Source organism: Rhizobacter sp. P5_C2, assembly GCF_054049715.1.
Window position 1 is genome coordinate 1 of the sequence record NZ_JBFULV010000073.1, and the last position, 26,000, is coordinate 26,000.

Sequence of the window (26,000 nt, forward strand, 5' to 3'; positions counted from 1 at the left end):
GGCCCGGCGACGGCTTCGGGCTGGCCGGGCGCCCCGGTGGCCGCGACGTGACGCTCGGCGGCGGGGGCGGTGGGCTCTCGACCACGCTGTTCGCGAACAACGTGGCCCGCCACATCGCGCAGGAGCTGGCGCGGCTGGGTGCCCTGCGCAGCGCCGAGTACCGCGTCGACCTGCGGGTCTGGCTGGCGCGCGACGGTCGCATCGAACGCTGCGAGATCGCACGTGGCAGCGGCGATGCGGCGCTGGACCGGCAGGTGCTGGACGGCGTCTCGCGCATCGGCGCGCTGCGCCAGCCGCCCCCCGACAACCTCGCGCAGCCGCTGCGCATCCGCGTGACCTCGGCCGACGCCTGATCGGCCGCCACCTCGAACAACACCCATGATGAAGAAGACACTGATCGCCTCCTGCATCACCCTGTTCGCGCTCGGGGCTGCCAGCTCGGCATACGCCCAGCAGGACACCGCGGCCGACGTGCAGCAGCTGCGCATGACGCTGCTGACGCTGATCCGCACGCTGCTCGACCAGAACCTGCTGACCGTGCCGAAGGCGCAGGAGATGCTGCGCCAGGCCGGCATCGATCCGGCGCTGTTGCAATCGAACCCGCCGCCGGCCGCGGCGCCGGCGTGGGGCTCGCCGCCGGTGAGTGCCGCCGCGCCGCCGGTCGTGCGCGTGCCGTACGTGCCCGAGACGGTGAAGCGCGAATTGCGCGAGGAGATCCGCCAGGAGGTGCTGGCCACTGCGCGTGCGGAACGCTGGGCGGTGCCGGAGTCGCTGCCGACCTGGCTGTCGCGCTTCAACTTCAATGCCGACGTGCGGCTGCGTCTGCAACGCGACGATTTCGCCGACGACAACGTGCTGCCGGCCACACTCGACAGCTTCTACCAGCTGCTCGGCAGCAACGGCCAGCCGACCACGGCCAACACCACCGAGAGCCGCGACCGGCTGCGCGTGCGCGCCCGGCTGGCCGTGACGGGGCGCGTCAGCGACGACGTGCAGGCCGGCCTGCGCATCGTCACCAGCAAGGGCGGCGATGCGAACGACCCCGCCTCGGAGAACGTCGACGCGGGCCAGTCGTCGCGCCGCTACGGCCTCGCGCTCGACCAGGCGTGGATCGGTTGGGGCCTGGGGCCGTACAGCGCCAGCGGCGGGCGCATCGCCAACCCGTACCAGACCAGCGACCTGCTGTGGTCCAACGACCTGACGCTCGATGGCGTCACCGCGAGCTGGCGGCCGACCTTCGGCTACGAGTGGACCGCGTTCGCGACGCTCGGCTGGCACCCGCTGCACGAGGTCAACAACTCGCTGCAGAACCGCACGAGCGACAGCTGGCTGCTGGGCGCGCAGGCCGGCCTGCAATGGCGGCCCGGCACCGGCTGGAACGCGCGGGCGGGCCTTGGCGTGTTCGATTTCCGGCACATCGAGGGCCGGCTGAACCCGCCGGGCGCTGGCGACGGCACGACCACCGACTACAACGACAGCGCGCCCCAGGTGCGCACGCGCGGCAACACGATGTTCAACATCACCGCGCAGAGCAACCCGAACGCGGCGCCGCTGTGGGGCGTCGCGTCGAAGTTCCGCGTCGTCGACCTGAACACGTCGCTCGACTACACGACGCCCGAGCTGTGGCGCTTCGGGGTGCAGGGCGACGTGCTGAACAACATCGGTTGGGACGCCGACGAGATCGCGCAGCGCATCGGCGGCGCGGCGGCCGGCCTGCCGGGCGACAAGTCGTGCGGCGACGGCGTGGCGCGGCTGGGCTGCCGCAGCACGCGCGGCTATCGCGTCGAGTTCAGCGCCGGCCGCGGCCTGGTCGACGAGGAAGGCAGCTGGACCATCAGCGCGGGCGTGCGCCACCTCGAGCGCGRTGCGGTGCCCGACGGCTTCACCACCGGCGACTACCGGCTCGGTGGCACCGACGTGAAGGCCGGTTTCGTCGGCGCGAGCTACACGCTGGCGCGCAACACGCAGCTCAGCGTGCGCTACGTCAATGCGCAGGGCATCGACTCGCCGGTGCCGTTCCGCGTCAACACGCTGACGTTCGACCTGCTGTCGAGGTTCTGACCATGCGCTCACCGATGCTTCTTGCGGCCTTGCTGCTCGTCTCGTCTGCGCCCCAGGCCCAGCAGGCCGACCGCGAGCGCCAGCAGCTGATGCAGATGCAGCAGCAGGTGCAGAAGCTGCGCCAGGAGAACGCGCAGCTGCAGGCCGGCAAGGCCGAGGAAGTCGGCAAGGCGCGCGAGGAGGCCGACAAGGTCAAGCGCGAAGCCACGCAGTTGCGCGCGAGCAGTTCGGGCTCGCAGCGTGAGGCGAAGCGGCTGGCCGACGCGCTGGCGCAGGCGCGCGAAGCGCTGCAGCAGAGCCAGGCCGAGGCCGAGAAGCTGAAGGCCGAGCTGGCGCAGCGTGATGCGGCGTTGCAGCTCGCGACCCGGCAACTGGCCGACGAGCGGCGCAACGCCGAGGCCGGTGCCGGCGTGCTCGGTGCGCGGCTGAAGGCCAACTCCGCGCGTGCGGACCTGTGCGAGGCGAAGCACCAGCAGGCGATGGCGCTTGGGCAGGAGGTGCTGGGCCTCTACGAGAGCCGACAGCTGCGGGCCTGCGAGCCGTTCATCGGGTTGTGGCAGGTGAGGGAGGAGAAGCAGATCCAGGGTTTGCGCGACCGGCTGTTCGACGCGCGACTTGATGTGCCCATCGCAGCACCGTAGCCTGGATCCGTTCGCCCTGAGCCTGTCGAAAGGCCTGTGTCAACGCAGCCTGCTGTCGATCAACGCGACCAGTTCGTCCTGCTGCATCCGCTCGGCCCAGCTGCGTGGCGTCGATCCCTGCGTGACGAGGCGCACGTCGGTGCGGCGATGCCCGATCAGCAACGCGGCTGCGTCGCGCCGTTGCTCCAGCAGCGCCAGGAACAGCGGTGAGCGCTGCTCGCGATCGAGCAGGTTCGGGTCGGCACCGGCCTCCAGCAACGCACGCACGATCGCGGCATGGCCGCGCTCGGCGGCCAGGTGCAGCGGCGTGATGCGCATCTCGTCGGCCCGATCGGGATCCGCACCCGCCTGCAACAGCAAGGCCACGACGTCGGCACGGCCCTGGCGCGCAGCGACGGCCAGCGGCGTGGCGCCGGTGGCATCCGCCACGTCCGGCCGTGCACCCGCCTTCAGCAGGCGCTGCACCGTGTCGGCATGCCCGCGCGTGGCGGCGACGCCGAGCGCCGCCATCCCGATGTTGCCGACCCGATCGAGGTCGACGCGGTGCGCCAGCACCTCGCGCAGCATCTCTTCGCGTTCACTCAGGACGGCCAGCACCAGCGCGCCGTTGCCGCCGGCATCGACGGCCTGCGGGCTCGCGCCGAGTTTCAGCATCTCGCGCCACAGCGCGAGGTTGCCCTGGCGCGCGGCGGCCAGCGCCATGTCGCTCTCGGGCACCGGCTGCCCCTGGGCCAGCGACGTGATCATCAACAGGACCGTGCCCAGCCCGCTCATCCTCAGGTTCATGCCGGCCTCCGTGCCACCGATGCCACCAGCGCATGCGCACCCGCCCAGGCCGCCCCTGCGCCGGCCACGCTGGCCAGCCAGTCCATCACGCTCACCGAACGCCCGGGGCTGAAGTACTGCGCGAACTCGTCCAGCGCGGCGAACGCTGCGCACGAGAGCACCGCAGCGAGTCCGCGGCGAAGGCCCAGCGAGAACAACAGGCAGGTACACAAGACCGCGTGCAGCGTGGCGTGGGCCAGCTTGTCCCAACCACCCGGGACGAGGCCGACGGCATAGGGCTGGGCACCTTGCCACAGCACGTTGACGACCAGCAGGGCGGCCAGTGCCGCAGCGCCGAACCGTGCGGGACGCGAGGGGTGGTTCAGCGCGTCGGCCAGCATGAGGGCAACGCGTCGCAGCGGTGAGAGGAGGGCAGTCTGGTTCATCGCCTTCGAGTGTGGCGTGGCCGCGTGACGCGGCCATGGCATGAAGGCATGAGCCGTCCGGCTCATCCGCAGGCGCAGCGCCTGCAACTTCACGGGTGCGTCACACCGGACTTCTACAACCGTCCGGACCATTCGATCGATCCCGAGGAGCACCGTGCCCACCCTGCAGTCTTCCAAGCCCGCGCGCGCTGCGCTGGCCCTGTTGTTCATCGGCGTTCTGGCGGCTTGCGGTGGAGGAGGGGACTCGGATCCCGCACCCGGCGGTGGCACGCCGCCGCCACCCGCGCCACCTCCGCCCACGCCGGTGGCCGGCCCTCGCTGGATCAGCAGTGCTGCACAGATCGACCTGCTGGGCGGTGCCGACAGCGGCATCGACGGCCCGCTGCTGGTGGTCGACCCAGGGCGGCCCGACAGCCCGGCTGCCCTGACGCCCGGCGCCGTCGACAGCACCTCGGTGCGCATCCTCGGCGGCAAGGTCGATGCGACCTTGAGCACGGTGGAGTCGCCGGGCCCGCGCTTCGTCGTGTACGACGCGCCGGCGCCGGGCGGCACGACGGTGTCGTTCAGCCTCTACAAGCTGGCGCTCGACTCGGTCGGCACGGCGGCGCCCGCACCGGAGCGCATCTCCAGCGAGACGACGATCTGCGGCTCGCTCGGCGCGCGCTTCCGCGTGATCGGGCAAAGCCTGACCGGCGACGAGGCGCTGATCAGCTACCTCGCGCCCGACAGCAACGGGAACTGCGGCGACCTGGCGTTGCCGCGTCTGATGAAGCTCAGCATGGGCCGCACGGCCGCACCCATCGTGCTGCCGGTGGCCGAGGCCGAACGCCTGACGCCGATCGGCGCGATCCACGGCAGCAGCGGGCAGGTGGCCGCGGTGCTCGCGTGGCAGAACGGACACTTCGTGCGCGCCGACGGGTCGCTCGCGAACCCGCTGCCGCTCGCCGATGCCGACGTGGTCGGCACGCCGATGGCACCGAGCGGGCCGGGCATCGTCACGCGCTTCGGCATCTTCATCAAGTCGGCCGACGGGCTGCGCCGCTACGACAAGTCGACCGGCAAGGTGTCCGCACTGCTGCTGGCCGGCCAGGTGGATGCAGGCGCGCAGGTCAACGACCTGTATGACGAGCAGGGGCTGTACGTCACCGTGGCGCAGCCGGGCGGGGCGCTGGATCTCTACCGCATCAGCGACACGCTGGCACCGGTGGTCACGAAGATCAACGAAGACGGGCCCTTGCACCCGTGGGGCTTCCGGGTGCTGAAGTCGTCGGTGCTGTACGCGGTGGATGGCCGCGACGATTTCACGGCCTGGCGCAAGGCCGACGGGCAACGCAGCAGCGTGCTGGCCGGCAAGCGCGTCGTGATGAGCAGCCTGTTGTCGGACCGCGTGTTCCACACCACCACCGACGACGATGGCAAGGTGACGCTCGCGACCAGCGACCTGGACGGCGGCAATGCGCGAAGCTTTGGCGAGGCCCAACTGGCCAGCGGCGCCCTGGCGACGCAGGCCACGCCGTTCGCGCGCAGCCTGCGGGCGAACGGGGCGTTCTCGCATGCCATCGTCGTCGCCCCGGAGGCAGGCAAATCGGATCTGACGGGAGGCAGCGTGCGCTGGATCAGCTTCGGCGACGCGGCGCAGGACATCGACGCCGGCAGCCTGCCTGCCACGCTCGCGCTCGGCAACACGCTGCAGGCGCCCGGCATCGTGGCCGAAGCCGGGCTGTTCTCGGTGCGCAAGGCGGTCGGCACGGACGCCTACGTGTTCGCCAGCCGCCGCGCGGCGGCATCGCTGGTGCGGATCGCCAACGGCGTCCAATGAGGAGATCGAGATGAGCAGCATGGACCGCCGCGCAACAATCCTGTGCGTCGTCGGCGCACGGCCGAACTACATGAAGATGGCGCCGCTGCTGAGAGCGCTCGCGATGCTGCCGCATCCGCCCCGCGCCGTCCTCGTGCACACCGGGCAGCACTACGACCCGGCGTTGAAAGACCAGCTGTTCGACGACCTGCGCCTGCCGCCGCCCGACGAGAACCTCGACGTGCGCTCCGGCTCGCATGCCGTGCAGACGGCCGAGGTGATGAAGCGCTTCGAGCCGCTGCTGGACCGCTACGACCCGGCCTGCGTCGTCGTGGTCGGCGACGTCAACTCGACGCTGGCCTGCAGCCTGGTGGCCGCCAAGCGCTGCGTGCCGGTGGTGCACGTCGAGGCCGGCCTGCGCAGCTACGACCGCACGATGCCGGAAGAGATCAACCGCGTGCTGACCGACCAGATCTCCGAGCTGCTGTTCACGACCGACCCGCAGGCGCATGTGAACCTGGCGCTGGAGGGCATCTCCGGCGAGCAGGTGGTGTTCGCCGGCAACCTGATGATCGATTCGCTGCACGATGCGTTGCCGCGCGCACACACGCCGCAGGTTTCGCTGGCGGCCTGCGGCATCGACGCCGCGCCGTTCCTGGAGGGGCACGGCTTCGCGCTGGTGACGCTGCACCGGCCGTCGAACGTGGACGACCGCGCGGTGCTGACCGAGCTGGTGGAGTTGCTGCGTTCGGTCTCGGAGCGCGTGGCGTTGGTCTGGCCGATGCACCCACGGGCGCACGCGCAGCTGGAGCGCTTCGACCTGCTGGTGCGGCTGCGGCGACCGCGCATTGCGCTGTTGCCGCCGCAGGGCTACCTGGAGATGGTGGGGCTGATGTGCGCGGCGCGGCTGGCGATCACCGACTCGGGCGGCGTGCAGGAGGAGACGACCGCGCTGGGCATTCCCTGCCTCACGCTGCGCGACAACACCGAGCGGCCGATCACCGTGACGCAAGGCAGCAACCGCCTGATGAAGCGCGACGTGATCGCGATGCACGAGGCGCTGGACGACATCCTGTCGGGCCCGGCGCGGTCGCGCCCTGCGCCCGAAGGCTGGGACGGGCGCGCCGGAGAGCGCATCGCCGGACACTTGAGCGGCTGGTTGTCCTCTCGATAGCTTGGTCGGCGTCTACCCGAGCCAGGAGCGACGCAGCCGGCCGAGCAGGGCGGACAGCACGGGTTGAGGCAGGGGCTCGCCGCGGTCATGGCGCGCGAGCCAGTCGAGCGCGGCCGCCTGGAAGTGGCCTCGCAGTTGGCGCGTGGCGAGCGCGCGCAGCTTGGCAATGGCACCGGGCTGGTTGTCGCGGATCCAGCGTTCGATGCTCGCGTCGTCGTGAAAGGCCATGGGGATCTCCTCCGTTCTTGTGGGCCGCGGCGTTTCGCGGTGCAGACCCCTCTGTATCTCTCACGAGCGTGTCGGGCGGGAGGCGGCCTGGAGGCAGCCGTGATCCGATCGGACGGCGCCTGCCGGGCACCTGCGGACTTTTTCACGTTGATCGGACCATGGCGCGCACGTGTCGGTTCACGTCGTGGTCACCGTCGCGGCGCATCTTCTCCTGGCCAAAAACCTCAATGTCCAGGAGTTGTTCATGTCCGCATTCACGCCCCGCCTGAACCTGCTTGTCGGCCTTCTGCTGGTCGCCGCCGGCAACGCGTCCGCTGCCACCCACACCAACGTGCCGGGTGGCGCGAACACCGGCTTGCCGTTCGCCTCCTTCGGCAACGCGGCGAACCCGAGCGGCGACTCGCCCGCCGTGGGCGAGGTGTTCGCCCTGACCTCGGGCGCGATGCTGTCCTCGTTCAGCTTCTACGCGATCGGGAACGTGACGCAGTCCCTGCAGCTGAACCTGGCGCAGTGGAACCCTGGCACGAACGCCCAGAACCAGCCGGTCAATTCTGTCGGGCCGACGCTGCTGACGACCGGTGCGGCCGTCGAGAGCTTCAACTCGGCCGGGGGCTTCACGACCCTGGCCTTCGACAACCTCGCGCTGAGCCTGACCCCGAACACCAAGTACATCGCCTACCTGACCAGCAGCGACCCTGCCGTGACCGGCATCCAGCTCTCGCGCACCCAGACCGCAGCGGATGCCTCCGGCTTCGGCATCGGCAACGCCTACCGCAGCAACGTTCCCGGCACCGGGTGGCAGCTGCCGTTCAACGGGAACGGCTTCCTGAGCCTGCAGTACACCGCAGTCGTGTCCGCGGTGCCGGAACCCGGTACCTATGCGTTGATGCTGGCGGGCCTGGGGGTGATCGGTGTGGTCGCCAGGCGCCGCAGGGCTTCGATCTGACGACCTTGTTCGCTTCGGAAAGTTGCCGGCACCGCCCCCTGCATCAACAGGCGAATACGAACGCCCCATAAAAGATGCCGATTCCACCGACCCAAACGGCCAGCATGCCGGCTCCTCCCAACAGCAGTGCGGGGAGTCGGTGCCAAAGTTTCCAGCGGCGCGTGCGCTTGACGACAAGGTACATCAGCGCAATGCCAGCCACCAGCGCCAGAAGCAGCACGCTCCAGCCGACCATCATGAACCCGTCCGACTTCTTCCCGAATTCTGGTGGGCACTGCCGGGTGGCAAACGCCGGCGCCATGACGCTCATCGCCAGAATGCCGATCGACATATTCGAGGTGACAGTCATCGATTTCGTTTCGGTGTGAGCAGCGTCATCAGCAGAGGCAGCAGCGCCAAGGTAAACAGGGTGCACAAACAGGCGACCCAAAGCGGATGGCCGTCCGGGTTGCCCAAGGCGAAGTATTTGAGCGCCGAGTAGCCCAGGGCCAGCACCATCAGCAACGTGATGCCCGGCAAAAGAAAGCGGAACAGGAACGCCATGCCGAAGGCCGCTACGCCTTTCATCGGATGGCCCAGTGCGTACCAGACCGTGGCCCACAAACAATAGCCGAGGATGAACAGCATGACGCTCGCCCCGAGCCACAGGCCCACGCTGCGGGCGCTGAGCTCTGCGGCCACCCGGTCCCCCGGGGCGTACACCACTGTCACCGATGCCCCTTCGAGGGGAACCTCGGTCGATGCCACCGAGCTGGGCAACTCCAGCGGTTCACCATCGGGACCCACGAACCGCACCTGGGCGGTGTGCATCAAGCGCTGGCGGGTGACGGTGCGGTCTCTGGAGTCTTTTTCCTGATAGTCGCGGTACTCGGAGGTGTACCCCACCACGGTCGCGCTGTACCTGGGTTTGGTGGCAAGGGCGTGAAGCGCTTGGCCGGTCCAATAGCTGAAGGGCACGAACAAGGCAATCAACGCAAAGATGATGACCACCACCAGCGCGTTGGTCCCCGTCCCGGGTCGCAGGCGCTGCGAGACGCGCCGCCCCACCCAGACCGAGGCTCCCAGGAACACCGCGCTGCTGGCAAGCAGGGTCTGGCCCGCAGTTGTCAGCCCCATGGGCCGGGCTCCGAATGCGATGCATGGAAAGCAAGAGAGGAATGGGCGTCGGTCATGGTCGGGGCAGTCTAAGGTCTTGGTGCCGCGAGCAGGCTTGCTCAAGGCTGAACAGGCGACCCTGCTGGCGGTGGGTCTGTGGCTGACCGCGCTTCCCTACGCCGTGAAGTAGTCCGGATGCGCCAGGCGGATCGCGTCGATCTGCCCCAGCGTGCCAGAGAGGTGATCGCGCAGGCTCGTCTGCGCCGCGGCAGCGTCGCCGCTGGCGATGGCGTCGACGATGCGGCGGTGGTCGCGCACGATCGTGCGCTGCTTGCCGAGGGAGGGCAGGTTCAGCATGCGCAGGCGGTCGACGTGGCCGCTGTGCTTGCGCACCAGGTCAAACAGGTCCGGCACGCCGGCGGCGACATACATCAGCCGGTGGAACGCCCGATCGGCCGCGATGAAATCGAGGTACGCCGTACTGCCCGTCAACGCCGTCTGCACATCGATCTGCGCGCGCAACTGGCTGAGCAGCACGGCGTCGGCATGCCCGGTCAGGGTGAGCACCACCTCGGCCTCGATGGAGCGGCGCAGGAACTGCGCCTGCGTGGCGGCCGCCGCATCGATGCGGCTCACGACCGTGGCGTGCTGCGGAAAGATGTCGACCAGGCCCTCTTCGCCGAGCTTGATCAGCGCATCGCGAACCGGCGTCTGGCTGAGGCCGAAGTGCGCCGCCAGGTCGGCACGAGAGAGCACCGTGCCCGGGGCCATCTCCAGCGACAGGATCAGGTCGCGCAGGCGCTCGAAGACCTGCGGCGCCGCATGGCGCGAGCGATCCAGGGCGGCGGAACGGCTGGGGGACGAGGCAGGCATGGAGCGCATTCTAGCGGTGGGGTCGGTGCATTGACACACTAATATATTAGTGCTTCACTTCGGGTCAACGGGCCGCGCCCATGCAGCGCGGCCCACCTTGCCACCACCGGAGACTGCCTTGAATCGTCGAACCCTCGTGTCGTTCCTGTCGTTGCCACTGTCCCTGGCCCTCGCCGGCACCGCCGCGGCCCAGACGCCGGAGTGGCCGCAGGCCAAACCCATCACCTACATCGTTCCCTTCACGGCGGGCGGTTCCACCGACGTGGTCGGGCGTGTCCTCGCCGAGAAGCTGCAGCTCGCGCTGAAGCAGACCGTGGTCGTCGACAACAAGCCCGGGCAGGGCGGTGGCATCGGTGCGAGCTTTGCCGCCAAGGCCGCGCCCGACGGGTACACGCTGTTCGGCGGCACCATCAGCACGCACGCGATCAACGCCAGCCTCTACAAGAACCTCGCCTACGACCCGGTGAAGGATTTCGAGCCGGTGGCCCTGGTGGCCACGCTGCCCAACGTGCTGCTGGTCGACCCCGCACTCGGCGTGAACTCGGTGGCCGAGCTGATCGTCTTGCTCAAGAAGGACGAGAAGCGGCGCACCTTCGCGTCGTCAGGCGCCGGCACCTCCACCCACCTGGCGGGGGAGCTGTTCGCCGACCTGATCGGCGTGCCGCTCACGCACGTGCCGTACAAGGGAACGCCGCCGGCGATGGTCGACGTGTCCGCAGGCCAGGTCACCTTCATGTTCGACCAGATGACGGCTGCGCTGCCGTTGCTGCAGTCCGGCAAGCTGAAGCTGCTGGCGGTGACGACGGGCAAACGCATCGCGCTGTCGCCGAGCACGCCGACGATGATCGAGTCGGGCGTGCCCGGGTTCGAGATGTCGTCGTGGCAGGCGGTCTACGCGCCCAAGGGCACGCCGAAGGCCGTCGTGCGCCGGCTGCATGCCGAGATCGCCAGGGCGCTGAAGATGCCCGACGTGCAGGCCAAGCTGGGCGGGCAACTGGGCATGGAGCTCGTCGGCGGCACGCCCGAGGAGCTGTCGGCGTTGATGGCCCGGGAGATCCCGCGCTGGGGGGCGCTGGTGAAGAAATCCGGTGCCACCGCCAACTGAGATTCCCACCGAGACCCCGCCATGACCCGAGACATCCGCATCACCGACGTCCGCATCACGCCGATCGCCTTCCGCGACGGCCCGCTGCTCAATGCCGCCGGCATCCACGAGCCATGGGCGCTGCGTGCCATCGTCGAACTCGAGACCAGCGACGGCCGCGTCGGCATTTCGGAAACCTATGGCGACGAGCCGATGCTGCGCGTGCTGGCGCAGGCGAAGGAATTGGTCCTGGGCCTGTCGCCGTTCGACCTCAATCGCATGGAGGAACGCGTGCGCGCCACCATCCGGCCCAGCCCGGGCGCCATCGAGTTCGAGCTCGCGCCCGGTTCGCACACCGCGAAAAACGCCGCCAAGGTAACCAGCACCTTCGAGGTGGCGATGCTCGACCTGCAAGGGCAGGTGCTCGGGGCACCGATCGTCGACCTGCTGGGCGGTGCAGTGCGCGACACCGTGCCCTACAGCGCCTACCTGTTCTTCAAGTACGCCGAACACATCGAGCGGCCCTATGCGGCCGACGCCTGGGGCGAGGGCATCAGCCCGGCGCAGATCGTTGCGCAGGCGCAGCGCATGATCGACGCGTACGGCTTTCAAAGCATCAAGCTGAAGGGGGGCGTGTTCGAGCCCGCACACGAGATCGCCTGCATGCGAGCGCTGCGCGCGGCCTTTCCGGGCCTGCCGCTGCGGCTCGATCCGAATGCCAACTGGTCGCTCGAGGCCAGCATCCGGGCCGCGCCCGAGCTCGACGAGTTGCTCGAGTACTACGAAGACCCGACGCCGGGCTTGAAAGGCATGGCCGAGCTCGCCCGGCACACCCGCCTGCCGCTGGCCACCAACATGGTCATCACGACGCTCGACGACTTCCGCAAGGGGGCGGAAACCGGCGCGGTCAAGGTGCTGCTGTCGGACCACCACTACTGGGGTGGGCTGCGCGTGACGCAGACGCTCGCGCGCATGTGCGCGCTGTGGGATCTGGGCATGTCGATGCATTCGAACTCGCACCTGGGCATCAGCCTGATGGCGATGACCCACGTGGCGGCCAGCATCCCGAACCTGACTTATGCCTGCGACACGCACTACCCGTGGCAGGAAGAGGAGGTGATCCGGGGTGGCCGCGTCGCCTTCGAGAACGGCGCGGTGCGCCTGCCCGGCACGCCGGGGCTCGGCGTCGAACTCGACCGCGGCAAGTTGGCCGAACTGCATGCGCAGTACCTGGCCTGCGGCGTGCGCAACCGTGACGACCTGGCCCAGATGCGCAAGTACGACGCCGGCTTCTCGGGGCGCACGCCGAGGTTCTGAGCGAGGTTGCGGGCGAGTCTTGAGTTCTGCCTGGCTCAGTGCGGGGCCGATGCGGCGGCCTGCGACGTGAGCAGGCGCCGCAGCTCGCGCAGCTTCGCCTTGACCCGGCGTTCGTTGACCGGCCCGGTGCGCAGCATCAGGCGCTGGTCGGCACTCAGCGCCTGCAACGCCGGGTCGTTGAACTCGTACAGCACCCACGGCCGCGTCGGCTGCACCGGGCTGTTGACGGTCGGCAGGTGCACGCCGATCGACGCGGCGGGGTCGGGCGTGACCAGCAGCTGGTCGATCACCGCGACCAACCGGTCGTTGAAGTACACGCCCGGGTAGCCGAGGTCTTCGTAGGCTTGCTGGAACTGCGGGTAGAACGCCGCGTAGAGCGCGACGGCCTGCCGCAGGTCCACCTTCTCCAGCAGCAGCACGTACGGCGTGTAGCGCTGGCCGTTGTCGGCGCTGATGGTGTCGCCGTCGCCATGGCGCTCGACCGTGAAGCGGCCCGCGGCGGGACTGAGCGGCCACAGGCGCGGGGACGCCTGCTCGCGACCCAGGCCATCCACCGTCGCAGCCACGCGATGGGGCAGGTCGTTCATCTGGAACAGCGCCAGCACCGCCTCGCGACCGAACAGCGCCGTCACCGCTGAAGGGAGGTCGACCGGGGCCGCCGCGGGGTCGGCCTGCAGGTTCTCGATCGGGTGCTGGATGCCCGAACTGGCCGCCTGCGGGGCAGCCACCTGGGCTGGCGCGGGCTGCGGCGGCGCCGTGGCTGCAGGAATGACAGGGGCGGGGCGCGCCAACCAGAACCAGGCGGCCGCAGCGGCGAGGCCGAGGGCCCCGAGCGTGAAAGCGATCTTCAAACCGAGCTTCATGCCTCAGCTTACCTCCGTCATTCTCGATCAGCCGGAAGAACAGGGTTTGCACCCATGCAGTACTCGTCTAGATCTGCGCCCGTGCCGTGTGAATCTTGCGATAGCTGTCCATCAGGCGTTGGTGCCTGTCGAGGCCTTCAAGTTGCATGCTCGTCGGCGTGAGCCCGAAGAAACGCACGCTGCCATCGACCGACCCCATCACGGCATCCATGCGCGCGCTGCCGAACATCCGCCGGAAGTTGAACTCGTAATCGTCCAGCTCCAGGTCCTCGTCCAGCATCACTTCCAGGACGGCATCCAGCGCTTGGTAGAACAGCCCACGCTCGACGGTGTTGTCGTTGTATTGCAGGAAGGCGCCCACCAGCTCCTGCGCTTCTTCGAACTGCTTCAACGCCAGACGGGTCAGCAGCTTCAGCTCCAGCACGGTGAGCTGGCCCCAGACCGTGTTTTCGTCGAACTCGATTCCGATCAGGGTGGCAATGTCGCCATAGTCATCCAGCTCGTTGTTCTCCAGTCGCTCGAGCAGCAATGCCAGGCTGGCATCGTCCAGCCTGTGCAGATTCAGGACATCGGCGCGGAACAACAGCGCCTTGTTTGTGTTGTCCCATACCAGGTCTTCCACCGGATAGACCTCCGAATAACCCGGCACCAGGATTCTGCAGGCGGTCGCGCCCAGTTGGTCGTACACCGCCATGTACGCCTCCTTGCCTATCTCCTTCAGGATGAGAAACAATCCGGCCGCTTCGTCCGCATTGGAATGCTCGCCAGCGCCGGAGAAATCCCATTCGACAAACTCGAAGTCGGACTTGGCGCTGAAGAAGCGCCAAGACACGATGCCGCTGGAATCGATGAAGTGCTCGACAAAGTTGTTGGGCTCGGTCACCGCCTTGCTGTTGAAAGTTGGCCGCGGCAGATCGTTCAGGCCTTCGAAACTGCGGCCCTGCAGCAGCTCGGTCAGGCTGCGCTCCAGAGCGACCTCCAAACGAGGATGGGCGCCGAACGAAGCAAATACACCGCCTGTGCGAGGGTTCATCAAGGTGACGCACATCACGGGATATTGCCCGCCCAATGAGGCGTCCTTCACCAGCACGGGGAAGCCTTGCTCCTCCAGGCCCTTGATGCCGGCAACGATCCCGGGGTATTTCGACAGGACCTGGTCCGGCACATCCGGCAGCGCGATTTCCTCGTTGAGGATCTCCCGCTTGATCGCGCGCTCGAAGATCTCCGACAGGCATTGCACCTGGGCTTCGGCCAGCGTATTGCCTGCGCTCATGCCGTTGCTGACGTAGAGGTTCTCCACCAGGTTGCTGGGGAAATACACCTCCTCGCCGTCCGACTGCCGGATGTACGGCAGCGCGCATATGCCGCGCTGCACATTGCCGGAATTGGTGTCGTGGAGGTGCGAGGCACGCAGCTCGCCTTCGGGATCGTAGATTTCCAGGCAGTGGTCATCCAGGAGTCCTGCCGGTAGCGCGTCGTCGGCGCCGGGTTGGAACCAGCGCTCGCCGGGATAATGCACGAATTCCGCGTTGGCGATGTCCTCACCCCAGAACTGGCCGGCGTAGAAGTGGTTACAGCTCAAGCGCTCGATATATTCCCCCAGGGCCGACGCCAAGGCGCTTTCCTTGGTCGACCCCTTGCCATTGGTGAAACACATGGGCGAATGGGCATCGCGGATATGCAGTGACCACACATTCGGAATGATATTGCGCCAGGATGCAATTTCAATCTTGATGCCCAGGTTCGCCAATACGCCGGACATATTGGCGATGGTCCGTTCCAGGGGCAAATCCTTGCCGAGGATACAGGTGTTCGCGCCGGCAGCCGGATTCACCGTCAGCAGCGACTGGGCATCGGCATCCAGATTCTGCACTTCCTCGATCACGAACTCAGGACCGGCCTGCACGACCTTCTTTACCGTGCATCGCTCGATGGAGCGCAGGATGCCCTGACGGTCCACGGCAGAAATTTCCGCCGGTAGTTCGACCTGGATCTTGAATATCTGCTGGTACCTGTTTTCAGGATCGACAATATTGTTCTGCGACAGGCGAATGTTTTCCGTCGGAATATCTCTGGTGACGCAATACAGCTTCACGAAATAAGCCGCACACAAGGCCGACGAGGCCAGGAAATAGTCGAACGGACCTGGCGCTGAGCCGTCCCCCTTGTAGCGAGTGGGTTGGTCTGACACCACCGTGAAATCATCGAACCTGGCTTCGAGACGGAGCTTGTCGAGAAAATTGACCTTGATTTCCATGGAGAACTCCAGAATGACGCTTCAAATGATTTGCTTGTGATTGCCGGTGCGCAGCGAAGCGCATTCAACCATGCCGACACGACTGAAGCGCTGCGCCAGAGTAATCCGACAAGAGTTGGTGACCAGTTTCCGCACATCCACGCCCGGTAGGCGAGACTGACTACCAGGCCTCGCGGTCCAGGTAGCGTTGCAACCACGCCAACGTGGCGCCGTCTTCGCCGAACCGCCCGGCAAATTGGCCGTGCTGCCGGAGCTTGATCCCGGCGAAAGCAGCTTCTACCGCGGCCACCTCGGTTGGCCATGCGTTTCGGTTGCGGTCTCCCAACACCGGATGGTCGCCGGCCCTCACCACCACCCCCTGCGACAGCCGCGCGATGTCGGCATGTCGTCCGACCGCCTGCCATGATTCCGGCGTCACGCGTTCGGCCAGGGCCGAGCCCAGCAATGTCAGCCAGTTCGCACCCTTGATGCCCTCCAACATGTGCGGCAGCGTGACGTTGAGGTCTTCGACCTCGAGGCCAGGGTAGCGTTTGGCCCAGGCGTAGATCTGGTCGAAGGCGGTGGCCTTGAGGTCGGCGTTGAAGACGGCGCCGAAGCCCGCGTGGCCGGAAAGAAACGCCGTGCTGTCGGCCAACTCGCACGCCATGCGAGCCATGACGGTCGGCGCAACGTCGTTCGGCATCACGACACGGCAGAACGACGCGCATTCGGCGCCGTCGCGCAATGGCGCGCCTTGAATGGTCAGCGACCAGCTTTCGCGCAGCTGGCCATCCCACACCATCAGCCCGATATCGCGGCGCCGGTCCATCCGGGCCATCACCCGGGCCGCCAGCGTCTGCCCGAATGCTTCCGTCAGCGGGGTGAAGGCTGGCGCATCACCGCCCGTGACGAACCTCAACCGGTCGGTCGGACAATGCGCACGGTAGACCTCGATGATGCGCCGGGCCACCGCCTGGGTCGGCGCGTCTCGAAGGTAGAGCGTCAACGTCGGCGTCACGTAGCAGAGCCAGTGGCGGTGGTGTGCGACCCGAAGCGCGGAAACATCCTGCATGGCGGCCATCGCGCTCAGCGCTGGTTGGCGCGCTCGTCGGCGATGAACTTGTCGAGTGTCTTCTCGTAGTCCGCCAGGTAGTCGGTGAAGCTCGCATAGCGCTCCAGCACACGCTTGTTCCAGTACACGACCTCCAGACGCCCGGACTGGGCCTGGCCCGCACGATCGAAGTACGAAAAACGCGTCGTGAACGACGCTTCGAAGATCAGGCCCTGGGACAGCGCGTTCTCGCCGCCCGCCTGCATCTCCTCCTGGAAGCCGGTCACATGGTCGTGCAGTTCGCCGTCGCTCATCTCCGCGATCGACAACAACGCGTTCTCGCCGCTGAAGTTGCCCCAGCCGTCGTGAAGGCGAAGGAAGGCCTTGTAGTCGTCGGGAAGCGTGAAGCCGATGCGGCGCTCGAAGTCGGCGATGTCAGCGGGAGATGCCGGCGCTCCGAGCGGGTGGTCCATCTCGAATTCGGTCAACTGGTCGAGCTCGACCAACTTTTCCGAGATGCGCGAGACCAGCGCGGCAATGGTGGCAGTGGGATCAGGGGTCACGGTTGGGTTTCCAGGGTCAAGCGGCCAAGGTCAAGGGGCCAAGATCAGGCGGCAAGAATGTTCTCGGTGTCGTCCTTGCTCGGCGGACAGTGAGTTTCCTCGGCAGGACAGCAGTCGGCCGAGACTCCGCCCGGATGCTGATCCGGGTCGTACGGCGTCAGCGTCTGGCCGAGGGACTTGTTGACGCTGGATGACAGCCACTTGAAGTTCTTGAAGTCGGTCGCCGCGCCGCCGAATTGGAGGTCGTGGACATGGTCCGGGTTCCAATCCCGGGTGTTCATCTGGAACTCGGTCGCAGCGGCCCGCCTGAACGCGCACGGGTGATAGAACTTGTGCTGGATCGGCTGCCAAGCCAGTGGCGCTTCATTCCAGCGCTGCCGGAACAGTGCTTCGCCGCGCGCCGCATTCCGGTCCTGGATCCTGGCCGGATCGGTGGTGAGCTTGCCCCACCCGCCCAGCTCGTTGATCGAATCGAGCTTGGCACAGAACTGCTTCAGGTCGCAGCAATCCCAATTCCTCTTGGCGCTGGTGTTGACCTTGCACTGGATCTCGCAGACCGCGGGGGCATCGCCGACGACAGCGGACTCGATGTTCATCAGAGACTCACCGTGTTCTCGTTGTTGCTGGTCATCTTGTCCGACAAGCGGCACGCGGCCTGGCCTTCCAGCTTCACGTTCATGGAGTATGAGATCCACTGGGCTGCCTTCATGTTGACGCCCGACTTCACGCCACCGGCCGTGCCCGCCTCGTCGCCGTTGCTGCTGGCGTACTTCGAGCCCTTGTTCGCGCACATGTTGCCGCCGTCGGCCTTCACCGTGGTCGTGCCGTCGGTGAGGCTCGCGGAGCGGGCGATGTTCGGATAAGGGATCGGCACCGGGCCCCCCGGGGAGGGGGTCTTGCAGACATCGGGCACGGTTGCCGCGGCAATGCCGTTGGCGCCCTTGTGCGACAAGGAAAGCGAGTTGACCGAGACAGTGACGCTCATGCACGACTCCTTTGTGGTGTTTCAAGGTCCAGCAGCGCGGCAGTCCGCAGGCCACTCTCGGACCCCGTCCATACCAATACGTGACCGCCGTGGTCCGGGGCGCGCGTGGCGGCCATCGCAGCCAGCCCGACGAAGAGCGTTCCGGAGGCTGCACCGACGTCGCCCCAGCTTTCCGCCGGCGTCAGGAAGGCGCCGGGATCGGACAGCACCCGCGAGAGGCGCACGCGGGTGTAGCCGTACTCGTCGGCACGGTAGGGCTCGCCGTTCAGGTCGCAGACCATGCGATCGACGAGACGGCCTTCGGGCAACCGGTTGAGCGCAACGCGCAACGCGTCGGTCAGGCCCTGGCCCAGGCACACCTGCTCGGTCTTGATGAGGTTGTGCTCGACCGCAGCACCGCAGGACAGCAATCGACCCCAACTGGGCAACTGCAGGTGGGACACAAGCCGCTGCGAGCCCAACAGGACGGCACCAGCAGCCTCACCGGGAATGAAGCCCCATGGATTGCCGTCGTGGTAAAGCTGATGGCCTTGCTCCAGCCACTCCAGCGCATCGGCGGTCAGGTACGAGTCGGCAGCCACCACCAGCACCAGCGCTTGCGGATCGTCGTGCAGCAGGCTCAGGCCACCTGCCAAGGCCCGCAGTGCGCCCGCATGACCCTCGGCGACGACGCTGCGCGAGCGGTAGACGACTTGCCCTTGCAGCGCCGCGTCGATGGCCGCCCAGACACGCTGAGCCAACCCGGGTTCCACGCCCGGCCGATCCGGCGGCGGCAGCGCCAGCATCACGTGGACGGGGCACCCGGCCGGCAGCGATTGCGTGGCCTCTTGCGCGGCAGCGCTGCACATCTCGCCCAGGCGGTCAGTCAACGGCATGTCGGCCGGCAGCAGTGCGTCTGCGGCCACGAGCACCGGTGCACCATGCGAATCGACCATGTAGGCGTGATCACCGAATACCGCGATGCCCGCGCGCACCGCGGCGCTCGCCGCCGGAAGCGACAGCCCTACCGGCGTTCGTGCTCCCAGCCCGACGAGGTGTGGCGATTCAGCCATGCGCAACCGCCCGCGAAGGAAGCGATGCGAGCGTGACGCGTGGCTTGCGCAGCACGACGGTGCGCTCCAGCCGATATTTCTTGCCGTGGCAGGGCAAGGCCGAGGCCCAGAGCATCACGAGGCGCGACACGTCGGGCTCCAGCACCACCGCGTACAGCTGGGCAGGCTGGTCGACGAGCGCACCGTCGAGGCGGGAGCGGAAGACCAGGCTCTCGTAGGGCAATCGGAAGGCCATGTGACCCGACGGTGTGAGGTTGCGAAGCTCGACGGGCTCGTTGCCCTTCAGGAACGTGGCCGGCTGTTGGTCGGCCGGCGCGCTCTGGTGGAACCGCAGATCAAAATCCAGAGGCCTCAGTGGAAAGCGTTCTTGCTCCCATGCCAGGTCGAAGGTGCCCGCATGTCCGGCGCGAGGCTGCCAGTGGCGGGCCACCGGGCCGAAACCCGCCGGTGCCGGGCGCTCGTCCCAGCGTGCGAACTCGTGGCCTGCGTATGACACGTTGGCCACCGGCTGCCCATGCATGCCCTCGGCGTGGCGCGCAAACCCCGTGCCGACGGGATTGCGAGGTTCGAACTGTGTCGGCGAGCCTTGTTCGCGGCCGCCGAACGCACGCTCGTAGGTGATCGGCATCGTCACGAACGGCACGGGCGGGCCGGGACGCGGTCCGAGCAGTCCGGATTTCCACACCCGATCCCCGACGACGCGCAGCGCCTTGCGCACCGGACCGACCTGCATCGACACCTCGACCTCCGTGCAGGGAACGCCGCCGGGCGCGTGAGCCGAGCCGACGAGCAGCACGTCGGTGGTCCGCTTCGGGAAATCCAGGTCGCTTTCGGACAGCAGCGATGAGACGTGCGGATCGCCGCGAAAACGAGGCTCGAAGAACACAGGCAGTTGCTGCGGATCCACCTCGGTGCGACCGTCAGGCATCAGCTGATAGCTGGCCTTCACGAGCACCAGCATCACATCGGCACCGCGTTCGTCGGTCACGAAGGTGCGTTCGGCCGCGAAGGGCGTTTGGTTGATCAGAGTCCACATCCCCGAGTGCGCAAACGATACTGCGACGGAGTCTAGGTACTCGGGCGGTCCCTCCAAGTGACGTAAGTCAGCGTGGTGGTGTGCAGCGCCCCCGTGCGATATCCGAATCCCCGTGGAGATCCCGATGGAGACCTTGGCCAATCTCGAGGCCACCGACCACGTCGATCCGGGGACGGGCACAGCAACGTGCTCCGTTCGGGGCGACTGACTAGGGTGGTTGCCGGAAGCAGTGGGAATTTGCGAATGCCTGCTTGTGGCTGGACACCGAATGCTGCCAACTGGCAGGAGTAGCAATCGGTGGACAGGTCTGCGACGCGCAGCGGACTTTCACGTGCGCAGCGTTCTCGGCTAGGGTCAGCCAGTCGCAAGCGCACAGCGAAGTCATGTTGACCCGATCCATGCAACGCAGGAGCCTTGCGCCCGCCGATGAAGCCACTGAACAAGTTGGCCGGTCAGCGGCAGCCCCCATGAGCCTGATTCAGCCGGCCAAGCTGAATGGACACGACCCGTACGCCTTCCTCAGGGCCGTGCGCGAGCCGTCAGCCACTGTGATGGCGGCAATGGCTTGGCCACAATGCGGACCTCGCCCATGCCACCCAGGAATCCGCCCCCGGGGCCATTGCCCTGGTAGTAGCCTGCCCCCACCACCCACGGCAAACCTTGCGAGGCCAGGCCGACGGTGTCGATGGTGTTGCGCAGGACGGGCGCGCCCTCCACATACAGGGTCGTCTCCTTGGCGACCGGGTCGTTGACGACGGCAACATGCAGCCAGCTGTCCAGCAGGATCTCGCCGGACCAGTTGGCACGCGCCGAATCCGGTGCCGGCAGTTGGGGAATGACCTCGAACTGCACCTCCTTCAGGTTGGAGATGGCAAATTGCACGGGCGGCGAGGCATCCCATCCCTGGAATCCCGGGAAATTGCGGTTCCACCCGCCTCGCGTCATGATGTTCATCCAGGCATTGCGGGTGGTCCAGGACTTGTCGAGCTTGATGAATGCCTCGATGGTGTAGCCGGTCGCGTCGAAGGTGGCGCTGTTCAAGGCCGCCGCGGCATCGGTCATGAAGTAGCTCAGGCGCGAACCCTCCGTGTTGCTGAAGTGCACGCTCCCGGTGGCCGACGACAGCCGGTGGTGGTCGTGGCTCCACTGGAGATCCGACAACTGCGCCGCATTGCCGGCAGGCTCGGTCAGCGCCGCCCGCGTCAGGTGAGCGGCACGGCCCGAGGCATCGGCGATGACCTGGCGGTCGGCAAGCGCCGTGCCGTCGGTGCCACCGAAGAAGCGCCAGTGAGCAACCGTCTCGGCCACATGCGGATAGTCCTCGACGTTCGCAGGCGCAACGGCCGGCACCTCGACAATGCCCTTGAAGCCATCGAGCATCATCGACGTGGCCACGGTTGCGAGCGATGTGGTGCTTGGCGCGGCGACCTTGAAATCCGGCGCGAAGCCCGCAAAGCGGCGGGCAAAGTCCATCTTGATCACGAACTCGTTGTTGCCGTCACGCAGCATCACCTGGTCGAAGGCATTCAGGGTGGCGGAGGGCTTGTTCCGGACCCAGGGCGAGAAAGACAGGGCCTTGATCTCGTTGTGGGTCAGGTCGAATTCATAGAAGCGCAACAGCCCATTGCCGCCTTGATAGGCCATCTGATAGTCGACCACCATTTCTTCGACGGCGTTCCCGAAGTCGTTGATCTTGGTCATGCGGGCCGAGCCGTGAAAGTGGCCGTTGACGGTCATGAAGATCTGGTCGTTGCGCTTGATCAGTTGCTCCCAGAGCATGAGCCCGTAGCCGACCTCGAGCGGAGAAACGCCGTCCGCGTCGATCCGGATCAGTTCGTGGTTGACCAGGATGGCCGGCAAGGTGGGATTCGCCTTCAACACGCCGTTGGCCCACGCGATGCCGTTGTCGGAAGCGCGCCATGACATCGACAACACCAGAAAGCGCTGCCCCTCGGCGGCAAAGACGTGGTACTCGTGGAAACCACTGGGGTCACGTGCGCCGAACGTGCTTTGCTTCTTCGCACGCTCGGTGCCGAACCATTGGAGATACGGCTCATCGGTCAGTACGCGTTGGGCATCGGTGCCTGCGGATTGGTCGCCTTCGTAGCCGATGTCACTCAGCACGTCGTGATTGCCAGCCAGGATCGAATACGGCAGCTTCTTGTCCTCCAGCACCTTCATGGCCCGATCCGCGACCTGCCATTGCTGCGGCTTCTGAACTTGATCGACGACATCGCCCACGTGGATGACGAAGGGGATCTTCAATGCGGCTGCGTTGTCGACGATCCACTGCGTCTGCGCCAGGTAGGGCGTGCTGCCGTAGCGCTTGTCGAACTGGTTGCCGGTCTCCTCGGTGGCATAACGCGAGTAGAACTGGGTGTCGGGCAGCACGACGAGCCCGAAGCTGGAAACCTGCCGGGACGCAGGCGGCACGGTGTCCGTCGAGTCGGAACCGCCCCCGCATGCGGCAAGGAGCGAACCGGTGCTGAGGGCGGGAAGAGCCAGTCCCATCTTGATCAACTTGCGTCGATCCGGGTCCAGTGGGCGCTGCGCGGTGTGGGGTCGAGTGGAAGAATCTGACAAGCTTTGCTCCGTCGGGAGGGAAAGCCGCAAGCCTATGTGGGCGCCATGTCGCCGCTGTGAACATGCCCCTGAAACGCGGGCACCGCAGCCTCGCGATGACAGATCAGTCCGTGACCCTGCTTCGCGGCCCCGCGTTCAACCGGCCCAGTACGTTCAGGACGTGCTCGACGCTCACTCGCCCGCGTCGCGTGCCCTCCAGCGCCACCAGCACCGCGGACAGGTCGCTTCGCATGAGCGAAACGACACGAACAGTCGGCGGCCGTCACGGGACCTTCTGCCAGCGGGCCGTCCAGAAGCGAAAGCACCCGATGCAGAGTACCGGGTGTCCCCACCGGCTGAACCGGCCACTACTGCCCGCATCTCCACGCGCCAGGACCACTCACCGACAGTGCATGTGCGGCGGAAGCAGCTGCAGAACAGCAAGCACATCGCGCATCTCCACGAACCCATCCTGATCCAGGTCGGCGTTGCGGAGATAGCCATGCTGACCCGCGCGCTTCCAGAGCGAGCTTGCCGCGGCCGATGCATCGGCGCACGTCAACTGGCCGTCACCGTCCACATCGCCCGGAAGGTACGGCTGGATCTCGAAGGCGTACAGCTTGACGCCGCTGCCCTCCTGCGGACTTCCCGCCTGCAGGGCGACGAACCCGCCCACCGAGCCCTGCCGTTGGCTGATGGCGTTGTTCGCGTCGCGGTTCGGCGTGGTGCCGTCCGCCACTTCGTTCAGCACGTAGTGCTGCGGGCTGGCGCTGCTGCCGGCGTACTGGAACATCTTCATCTCACCGGTTCTCGGGTCGACAGGCGTGTTGAACCACACCGCCTGGTCCAACACCCGTTCGGCGATCTGCGAACCCTCCTGGCCGTTCGTCTGTCGAGTGATCAGCGAATACTGGCCCGCCACCACCGTGCCAGTGGCGCCGTTGCCCCTGAATAGGAGGTGCGGGTACACGTTGGAGCCGTGGATGTAGCTTTCCATCGTGTGACCGGTCTCGGCCGCATACGGTCCGGCGGCGGGGCTCTTCGACTCCTCGAAGACGAACTTGTGGTTGTCCTGGGCCAGCGCCGGCTCGCTCGTCGGCGCATTCGAGTTGCGCAACGGAAGCAGCGTGTCGCCACGCAGCACGACGGGCGTGCGGGACAGCGATTCGGGCGAGGTGCTCGTCGCCGGCTTGCTCCTGTTCGTCAGCACGTTCGTCCGGAGTTCTCCGGTGTCATGCGGTGCCGTCGTCGCGGACGCCACCATGTAGGTCCTGCCGGGTTCGAAGCGCTTCACGAGCCGCCATGCCTTCTCGGTCGACGGGTCCTTGGCCAAGCGAAGTCCCAGGGGCCCGGAGATGGGATCGTGCGGCGACAGGATGAGCGTCTCGCGACCGTGTTTCTGCACCACTTTCATGTCGCGCGCACCGGATGCCCGTGCCATGCCGTCGGCTGCGTAATAGGTCTTGTACTGCTTGAACCGGGTGTCGCCATCGCTGAACCGGACTTCGGCATAGGACAAGGGCGACGCCAAGGCGTTCGGCGCGTCCATCCACGAAACGGTCATGTGCCCGAAGGACAGGACGAAGGTGGCGGTGTTCTCCACCCCCACGTTCCGATAGGCAGCGGCTGGCGCCGGGCCCCGCGCGGTCACCGTCACATGGCAAGGCTTGCCGGGCACCACCGCGCAGTCGGGCGGGTTGAAGGTCATGTTCTCGACGGCGTACCCAGGAGGCAGGGAGACATCGTGCGCGCCGAAGGCGACGTGCCGCGTTCCCACCGGCACGTGGATGTCGAGCATCGCGTGCGCGCTCTTGCCGCCCCAGGTCCTGGCCTCGAAGATCTCCCCGCCGTAGCGGAAGGTCGCCTTCACACCGTTCGGCGGCAAGCCTGCATCGATGAGGTACTGCTCCGGGTTCGTGGTGGCCCAGTACGCTTCCTTGGGCTGGCCGACGGCCGACCACGGATAGCCGTTGGTGTGGTACCCCGGGTCCGTCATGCCCCACCAGGTGACCCGGTGCACGCCGCCCTTGTAGTGCGGGTGGCGACCGCCCGGGCCGGCGGCGTACTCCTTGAGCAGGCTGAAGAGCTTCGCGTACTGCACGCCCTGCTCAAGAAACAGCGCGTTCATCTCGGGGCCGTTCTGGATGCGCTGGGCCTTGTCCAGGCCCAGGGTCGGCGCCAGGTCGAGTTCGGTCAGGTCGACGCTCACGCCGAGCTCGAGATAGGTCTTGAGGGTCCTCTCGAAGGCGTCCAGGTTGAGCCTCATGTCCCAGTGGCCCTGGGTCCCGATGACATCGACCAGCGGCCTGGGCTTGCCCCTTTCGTCGTACAGGACCCGGCCCCTGCCGGCAGCCGACTCGGCGGCGTAGCGTTCGTTGAACTCCTTGACCATCGACGCGATCGCGGTGGCCTTCGAGGCCCGCTCGTCGTCGTTGAAGTCGTTGTAGTTCAGCAGCGCCGTCGTGTTCTGGCGGGCGTGGAAGAACGCGTCGTACATGTAGTCCCAGCTCTTGCCGCCCTTGGCGTATGCCTGGGCCCAGCGGGAAGGCCGCTCTTCCGGGTTGTAGCCGGTGCGCAGCGCGTTGCGCCAGTCCGCCGGGTTCTCGGGGTTGTCCTTGAACGCCTCGTTGACGACGTCCCAGGCGTAGGTCTTTTGGGGTGACCGATCGAAATGGCCGGCCACGATCCGGATGTAGTACTCCAGGCTCGTCTTGGCCATGGCGTAGTCCCACGGTGTCTCCCATCCACCGTTCGGGGTCAGGACGTTGGCGGCGGGCCATTGCGCCGACTGGTTGTGCCACAGGAGCGTATGGCCGGTCACCTTGACGCCGCGCGTGTTGGCGGCACCGATGTCCACGTTGATGCCCGAGGTGAAGTTGGTCAGGAAACCCGGGGCGGGGTCGGCGATGCCGCCACTCCAGAACTCAGGCTTCATCGCGTTGCTGGGCGTCACCGCGTTGAAGTGCTTCACGGTCATGGCCGCGACCGAATCCTCGCCCGGCACGACGTTCGCGCCGAAGTTCGCGGCGTTGAGATTCGTGCTGCCGATGAGGAAGTGGTTCTTGTAGACCTCCTTCAGCGCCGGCCAGTCCGCGGGATTCGCGGGTCGGTCAGCCGCCAGGGCGGCGGCCGCCATCGTCAGTGCCGCCGGGAGGGCCGCGAGGCCCTTGAAGATCAGGCTGCTGGAGTTCATTCCCATCCTTTCAATGATTCGGTGGAACGGG

At 66.9% G+C, this 26,000-nt stretch carries 24 protein-coding genes and 1 pseudogene; 9 read left to right on the forward strand and 16 right to left on the reverse strand.

Annotated elements, in window-relative coordinates; all coding sequences use genetic code 11:
• The 3 genes from ACXJLU_RS23260 to ACXJLU_RS23270 all read left to right on the forward strand — a co-directional run.
• The coding region (locus tag ACXJLU_RS23260; RefSeq protein WP_457335058.1) for an energy transducer TonB family protein at window positions 1-353 on the forward strand (353 nt) is incomplete at its 5' end.
• Between the two features lie 28 nt (window positions 354-381).
• Window positions 382-2,061: a putative porin gene (locus tag ACXJLU_RS23265; RefSeq protein ID WP_457335060.1), complete on the forward strand. Its 1,680-nt coding sequence runs from the start codon at window positions 382-384 to the stop codon at window positions 2,059-2,061.
• A gap of 2 nt (window positions 2,062-2,063) precedes the next feature.
• A complete protein-coding gene (locus tag ACXJLU_RS23270) occupies window positions 2,064-2,702 on the forward strand; it encodes a hypothetical protein (RefSeq protein WP_457335062.1) in 639 nt (212 codons plus the stop codon).
• Window positions 2,703-2,741: 39 nt separating this feature from the next.
• Here the strand turns inward: ACXJLU_RS23270 and ACXJLU_RS23275 are convergent, their stop codons facing one another.
• The gene (locus ACXJLU_RS23275) at window positions 2,742-3,488 is read right to left on the reverse strand and encodes an ankyrin repeat domain-containing protein (protein WP_457335064.1); all 747 of its coding nucleotides are present in this window, start codon (window positions 3,486-3,488) and stop codon (window positions 2,742-2,744) included.
• Complete coding sequence (locus ACXJLU_RS23280) at window positions 3,485-4,123, reverse strand: VanZ family protein (RefSeq protein ID WP_457335066.1); 639 nt, start codon at window positions 4,121-4,123, stop codon at window positions 3,485-3,487. Before ACXJLU_RS23280 ends, ACXJLU_RS23275 begins: the two co-directional genes overlap by 4 nt.
• Window positions 4,124-4,217: 94 nt before the next feature.
• Here ACXJLU_RS23280 and ACXJLU_RS23285 point away from each other — a divergent pair, with 94 nt between their 5' ends.
• Window positions 4,218-5,732, forward strand: a complete 1,515-nt coding sequence (locus tag ACXJLU_RS23285) for a hypothetical protein (protein ID WP_457335068.1) — start codon at window positions 4,218-4,220, stop codon at window positions 5,730-5,732.
• 10 nt (window positions 5,733-5,742) lie between these two features.
• The gene (gene wecB, locus ACXJLU_RS23290; RefSeq protein WP_457335070.1) at window positions 5,743-6,885 is read left to right on the forward strand and encodes a non-hydrolyzing UDP-N-acetylglucosamine 2-epimerase; all 1,143 of its coding nucleotides are present in this window, start codon (window positions 5,743-5,745) and stop codon (window positions 6,883-6,885) included.
• A gap of 12 nt (window positions 6,886-6,897) precedes the next feature.
• On the opposite strand, the gene ACXJLU_RS23295 is transcribed toward wecB, so the two are convergent.
• The gene (locus ACXJLU_RS23295) at window positions 6,898-7,113 is read right to left on the reverse strand and encodes a hypothetical protein (RefSeq protein ID WP_457335072.1); all 216 of its coding nucleotides are present in this window, start codon (window positions 7,111-7,113) and stop codon (window positions 6,898-6,900) included.
• 184 nt (window positions 7,114-7,297) lie between these two features.
• On the opposite strand from ACXJLU_RS23295, the gene ACXJLU_RS23300 reads away from it, so the two are divergent.
• Window positions 7,298-8,059, forward strand: a complete 762-nt coding sequence (locus ACXJLU_RS23300; protein ID WP_457335074.1) for a PEP-CTERM sorting domain-containing protein — start codon at window positions 7,298-7,300, stop codon at window positions 8,057-8,059.
• A gap of 43 nt (window positions 8,060-8,102) precedes the next feature.
• On the opposite strand, the gene ACXJLU_RS23305 is transcribed toward ACXJLU_RS23300, so the two are convergent.
• The 3 genes from ACXJLU_RS23305 to ACXJLU_RS23315 form a co-directional block, all read right to left on the reverse strand.
• On the reverse strand, window positions 8,103-8,408 hold the full coding sequence (locus ACXJLU_RS23305; RefSeq protein WP_457335076.1) for a hypothetical protein: 306 nt from the start codon (window positions 8,406-8,408) through the stop codon (window positions 8,103-8,105).
• Entirely contained in the window at window positions 8,405-9,175 is a 771-nt protein-coding gene (locus tag ACXJLU_RS23310) for a hypothetical protein (RefSeq protein ID WP_457335078.1), read from the reverse strand. Before ACXJLU_RS23310 ends, ACXJLU_RS23305 begins: the two co-directional genes overlap by 4 nt.
• 153 nt (window positions 9,176-9,328) lie before the next feature.
• Window positions 9,329-10,027 carry a GntR family transcriptional regulator gene (locus tag ACXJLU_RS23315; protein WP_457335080.1) on the reverse strand — a complete coding sequence of 233 codons (699 nt, stop codon included), beginning with the start codon at window positions 10,025-10,027 and terminating at the stop codon, window positions 9,329-9,331.
• Between the two features lie 118 nt (window positions 10,028-10,145).
• Here ACXJLU_RS23315 and ACXJLU_RS23320 point away from each other — a divergent pair, with 118 nt between their 5' ends.
• Together ACXJLU_RS23320 and ACXJLU_RS23325 are read left to right on the forward strand one after the other, a co-directional pair.
• The gene (locus tag ACXJLU_RS23320; protein ID WP_457335082.1) at window positions 10,146-11,132 is read left to right on the forward strand and encodes a Bug family tripartite tricarboxylate transporter substrate binding protein; all 987 of its coding nucleotides are present in this window, start codon (window positions 10,146-10,148) and stop codon (window positions 11,130-11,132) included.
• A 21-nt stretch (window positions 11,133-11,153) separates the two neighbouring features.
• Complete coding sequence (locus ACXJLU_RS23325; RefSeq protein ID WP_457335084.1) at window positions 11,154-12,428, forward strand: glucarate dehydratase family protein; 1,275 nt, start codon at window positions 11,154-11,156, stop codon at window positions 12,426-12,428.
• Between the two features lie 35 nt (window positions 12,429-12,463).
• Here the strand turns inward: ACXJLU_RS23325 and ACXJLU_RS23330 are convergent, their stop codons facing one another.
• From ACXJLU_RS23330 to ACXJLU_RS23365, 8 genes are all read right to left on the reverse strand, one after another.
• Window positions 12,464-13,291, reverse strand: coding sequence for a DUF3014 domain-containing protein (locus tag ACXJLU_RS23330; RefSeq protein ID WP_457335086.1), 828 nt, complete (start codon window positions 13,289-13,291; stop codon window positions 12,464-12,466).
• A gap of 67 nt (window positions 13,292-13,358) precedes the next feature.
• Window positions 13,359-15,548, reverse strand: a complete 2,190-nt coding sequence (locus tag ACXJLU_RS23335) for an OsmC domain/YcaO domain-containing protein (protein WP_457335088.1) — start codon at window positions 15,546-15,548, stop codon at window positions 13,359-13,361.
• Between the two features lie 160 nt (window positions 15,549-15,708).
• Window positions 15,709-16,608, reverse strand: a complete 900-nt coding sequence (locus ACXJLU_RS23340; RefSeq protein WP_457335090.1) for a type VI immunity family protein — start codon at window positions 16,606-16,608, stop codon at window positions 15,709-15,711.
• A gap of 5 nt (window positions 16,609-16,613) precedes the next feature.
• A complete protein-coding gene (locus tag ACXJLU_RS23345; protein WP_143171566.1) occupies window positions 16,614-17,141 on the reverse strand; it encodes an SMI1/KNR4 family protein in 528 nt (175 codons plus the stop codon).
• Window positions 17,142-17,185: 44 nt separating this feature from the next.
• Window positions 17,186-17,791: a hypothetical protein gene (locus ACXJLU_RS23350; protein WP_143171567.1), complete on the reverse strand. Its 606-nt coding sequence runs from the start codon at window positions 17,789-17,791 to the stop codon at window positions 17,186-17,188.
• Window positions 17,737-18,126, reverse strand: coding sequence for a DUF4150 domain-containing protein (locus ACXJLU_RS23355; RefSeq protein WP_073466525.1), 390 nt, complete (start codon window positions 18,124-18,126; stop codon window positions 17,737-17,739). Before ACXJLU_RS23355 ends, ACXJLU_RS23350 begins: the two co-directional genes overlap by 55 nt.
• Window positions 18,123-19,178 carry a hypothetical protein gene (locus ACXJLU_RS23360; RefSeq protein ID WP_457335093.1) on the reverse strand — a complete coding sequence of 352 codons (1,056 nt, stop codon included), beginning with the start codon at window positions 19,176-19,178 and terminating at the stop codon, window positions 18,123-18,125. The genes ACXJLU_RS23355 and ACXJLU_RS23360 overlap by 4 nt, the downstream gene beginning before the upstream one ends.
• Window positions 19,171-20,214 carry a DUF2169 family type VI secretion system accessory protein gene (locus ACXJLU_RS23365; protein WP_457335095.1) on the reverse strand — a complete coding sequence of 348 codons (1,044 nt, stop codon included), beginning with the start codon at window positions 20,212-20,214 and terminating at the stop codon, window positions 19,171-19,173. The genes ACXJLU_RS23360 and ACXJLU_RS23365 overlap by 8 nt, the downstream gene beginning before the upstream one ends.
• Before the next feature lie 446 nt (window positions 20,215-20,660).
• On the opposite strand from ACXJLU_RS23365, the pseudogene ACXJLU_RS23370 reads away from it, so the two are divergent.
• Window positions 20,661-20,744, forward strand: a pseudogene (locus ACXJLU_RS23370) (transposase domain-containing protein); the annotation flags it as partial.
• Here the strand turns inward: ACXJLU_RS23370 and ACXJLU_RS23375 are convergent.
• Both ACXJLU_RS23375 and ACXJLU_RS23380 read right to left on the reverse strand, forming a co-directional pair.
• Entirely contained in the window at window positions 20,734-22,797 is a 2,064-nt protein-coding gene (locus ACXJLU_RS23375; protein WP_457335097.1) for a LamG-like jellyroll fold domain-containing protein, read from the reverse strand. The pseudogene ACXJLU_RS23370 and the gene ACXJLU_RS23375 sit on opposite strands and share 11 nt — an antisense overlap.
• 379 nt (window positions 22,798-23,176) lie before the next feature.
• Complete coding sequence (locus ACXJLU_RS23380; protein ID WP_457335099.1) at window positions 23,177-25,969, reverse strand: endo-1,4-beta-xylanase; 2,793 nt, start codon at window positions 25,967-25,969, stop codon at window positions 23,177-23,179.
• Window positions 25,970-26,000: the final 31 nt, after the last annotated feature.

What these genes read in the sequence shown, in the direction of transcription:
- ACXJLU_RS23270 (WP_457335062.1), top strand. Translation starts at nt 2,064, where the DNA reads ATGCGCTCACCGATGCTTCTTGCGGCCTTGCTGCTCGTCTCGTCTGCG.
- ACXJLU_RS23275 (WP_457335064.1), bottom strand. Translation starts at nt 3,488, where the DNA reads ATGAACCTGAGGATGAGCGGGCTGGGCACGGTCCTGTTGATGATCACG.
- ACXJLU_RS23280 (WP_457335066.1), bottom strand. Translation starts at nt 4,123, where the DNA reads ATGAACAACAGGGCCAGCGCAGCGCGCGCGGGCTTGGAAGACTGCAGG.
- wecB (WP_457335070.1), top strand. Translation starts at nt 5,743, where the DNA reads ATGAGCAGCATGGACCGCCGCGCAACAATCCTGTGCGTCGTCGGCGCA.
- ACXJLU_RS23295 (WP_457335072.1), bottom strand. Translation starts at nt 7,113, where the DNA reads ATGGCCTTTCACGACGACGCGAGCATCGAACGCTGGATCCGCGACAAC.
- ACXJLU_RS23305 (WP_457335076.1), bottom strand. Translation starts at nt 8,408, where the DNA reads ATGACTGTCACCTCGAATATGTCGATCGGCATTCTGGCGATGAGCGTC.
- ACXJLU_RS23310 (WP_457335078.1), bottom strand. Translation starts at nt 9,175, where the DNA reads ATGGGGCTGACAACTGCGGGCCAGACCCTGCTTGCCAGCAGCGCGGTG.
- ACXJLU_RS23315 (WP_457335080.1), bottom strand. Translation starts at nt 10,027, where the DNA reads ATGCCTGCCTCGTCCCCCAGCCGTTCCGCCGCCCTGGATCGCTCGCGC.
- ACXJLU_RS23325 (WP_457335084.1), top strand. Translation starts at nt 11,154, where the DNA reads ATGACCCGAGACATCCGCATCACCGACGTCCGCATCACGCCGATCGCC.
- ACXJLU_RS23330 (WP_457335086.1), bottom strand. Translation starts at nt 13,291, where the DNA reads ATGAAGCTCGGTTTGAAGATCGCTTTCACGCTCGGGGCCCTCGGCCTC.
- ACXJLU_RS23335 (WP_457335088.1), bottom strand. Translation starts at nt 15,548, where the DNA reads ATGGAAATCAAGGTCAATTTTCTCGACAAGCTCCGTCTCGAAGCCAGG.
- ACXJLU_RS23340 (WP_457335090.1), bottom strand. Translation starts at nt 16,608, where the DNA reads ATGGCCGCCATGCAGGATGTTTCCGCGCTTCGGGTCGCACACCACCGC.
- ACXJLU_RS23355 (WP_073466525.1), bottom strand. Translation starts at nt 18,126, where the DNA reads ATGAGCGTCACTGTCTCGGTCAACTCGCTTTCCTTGTCGCACAAGGGC.
- ACXJLU_RS23360 (WP_457335093.1), bottom strand. Translation starts at nt 19,178, where the DNA reads ATGGCTGAATCGCCACACCTCGTCGGGCTGGGAGCACGAACGCCGGTA.
- ACXJLU_RS23365 (WP_457335095.1), bottom strand. Translation starts at nt 20,214, where the DNA reads ATGTGGACTCTGATCAACCAAACGCCCTTCGCGGCCGAACGCACCTTC.
- ACXJLU_RS23380 (WP_457335099.1), bottom strand. Translation starts at nt 25,969, where the DNA reads ATGAACTCCAGCAGCCTGATCTTCAAGGGCCTCGCGGCCCTCCCGGCG.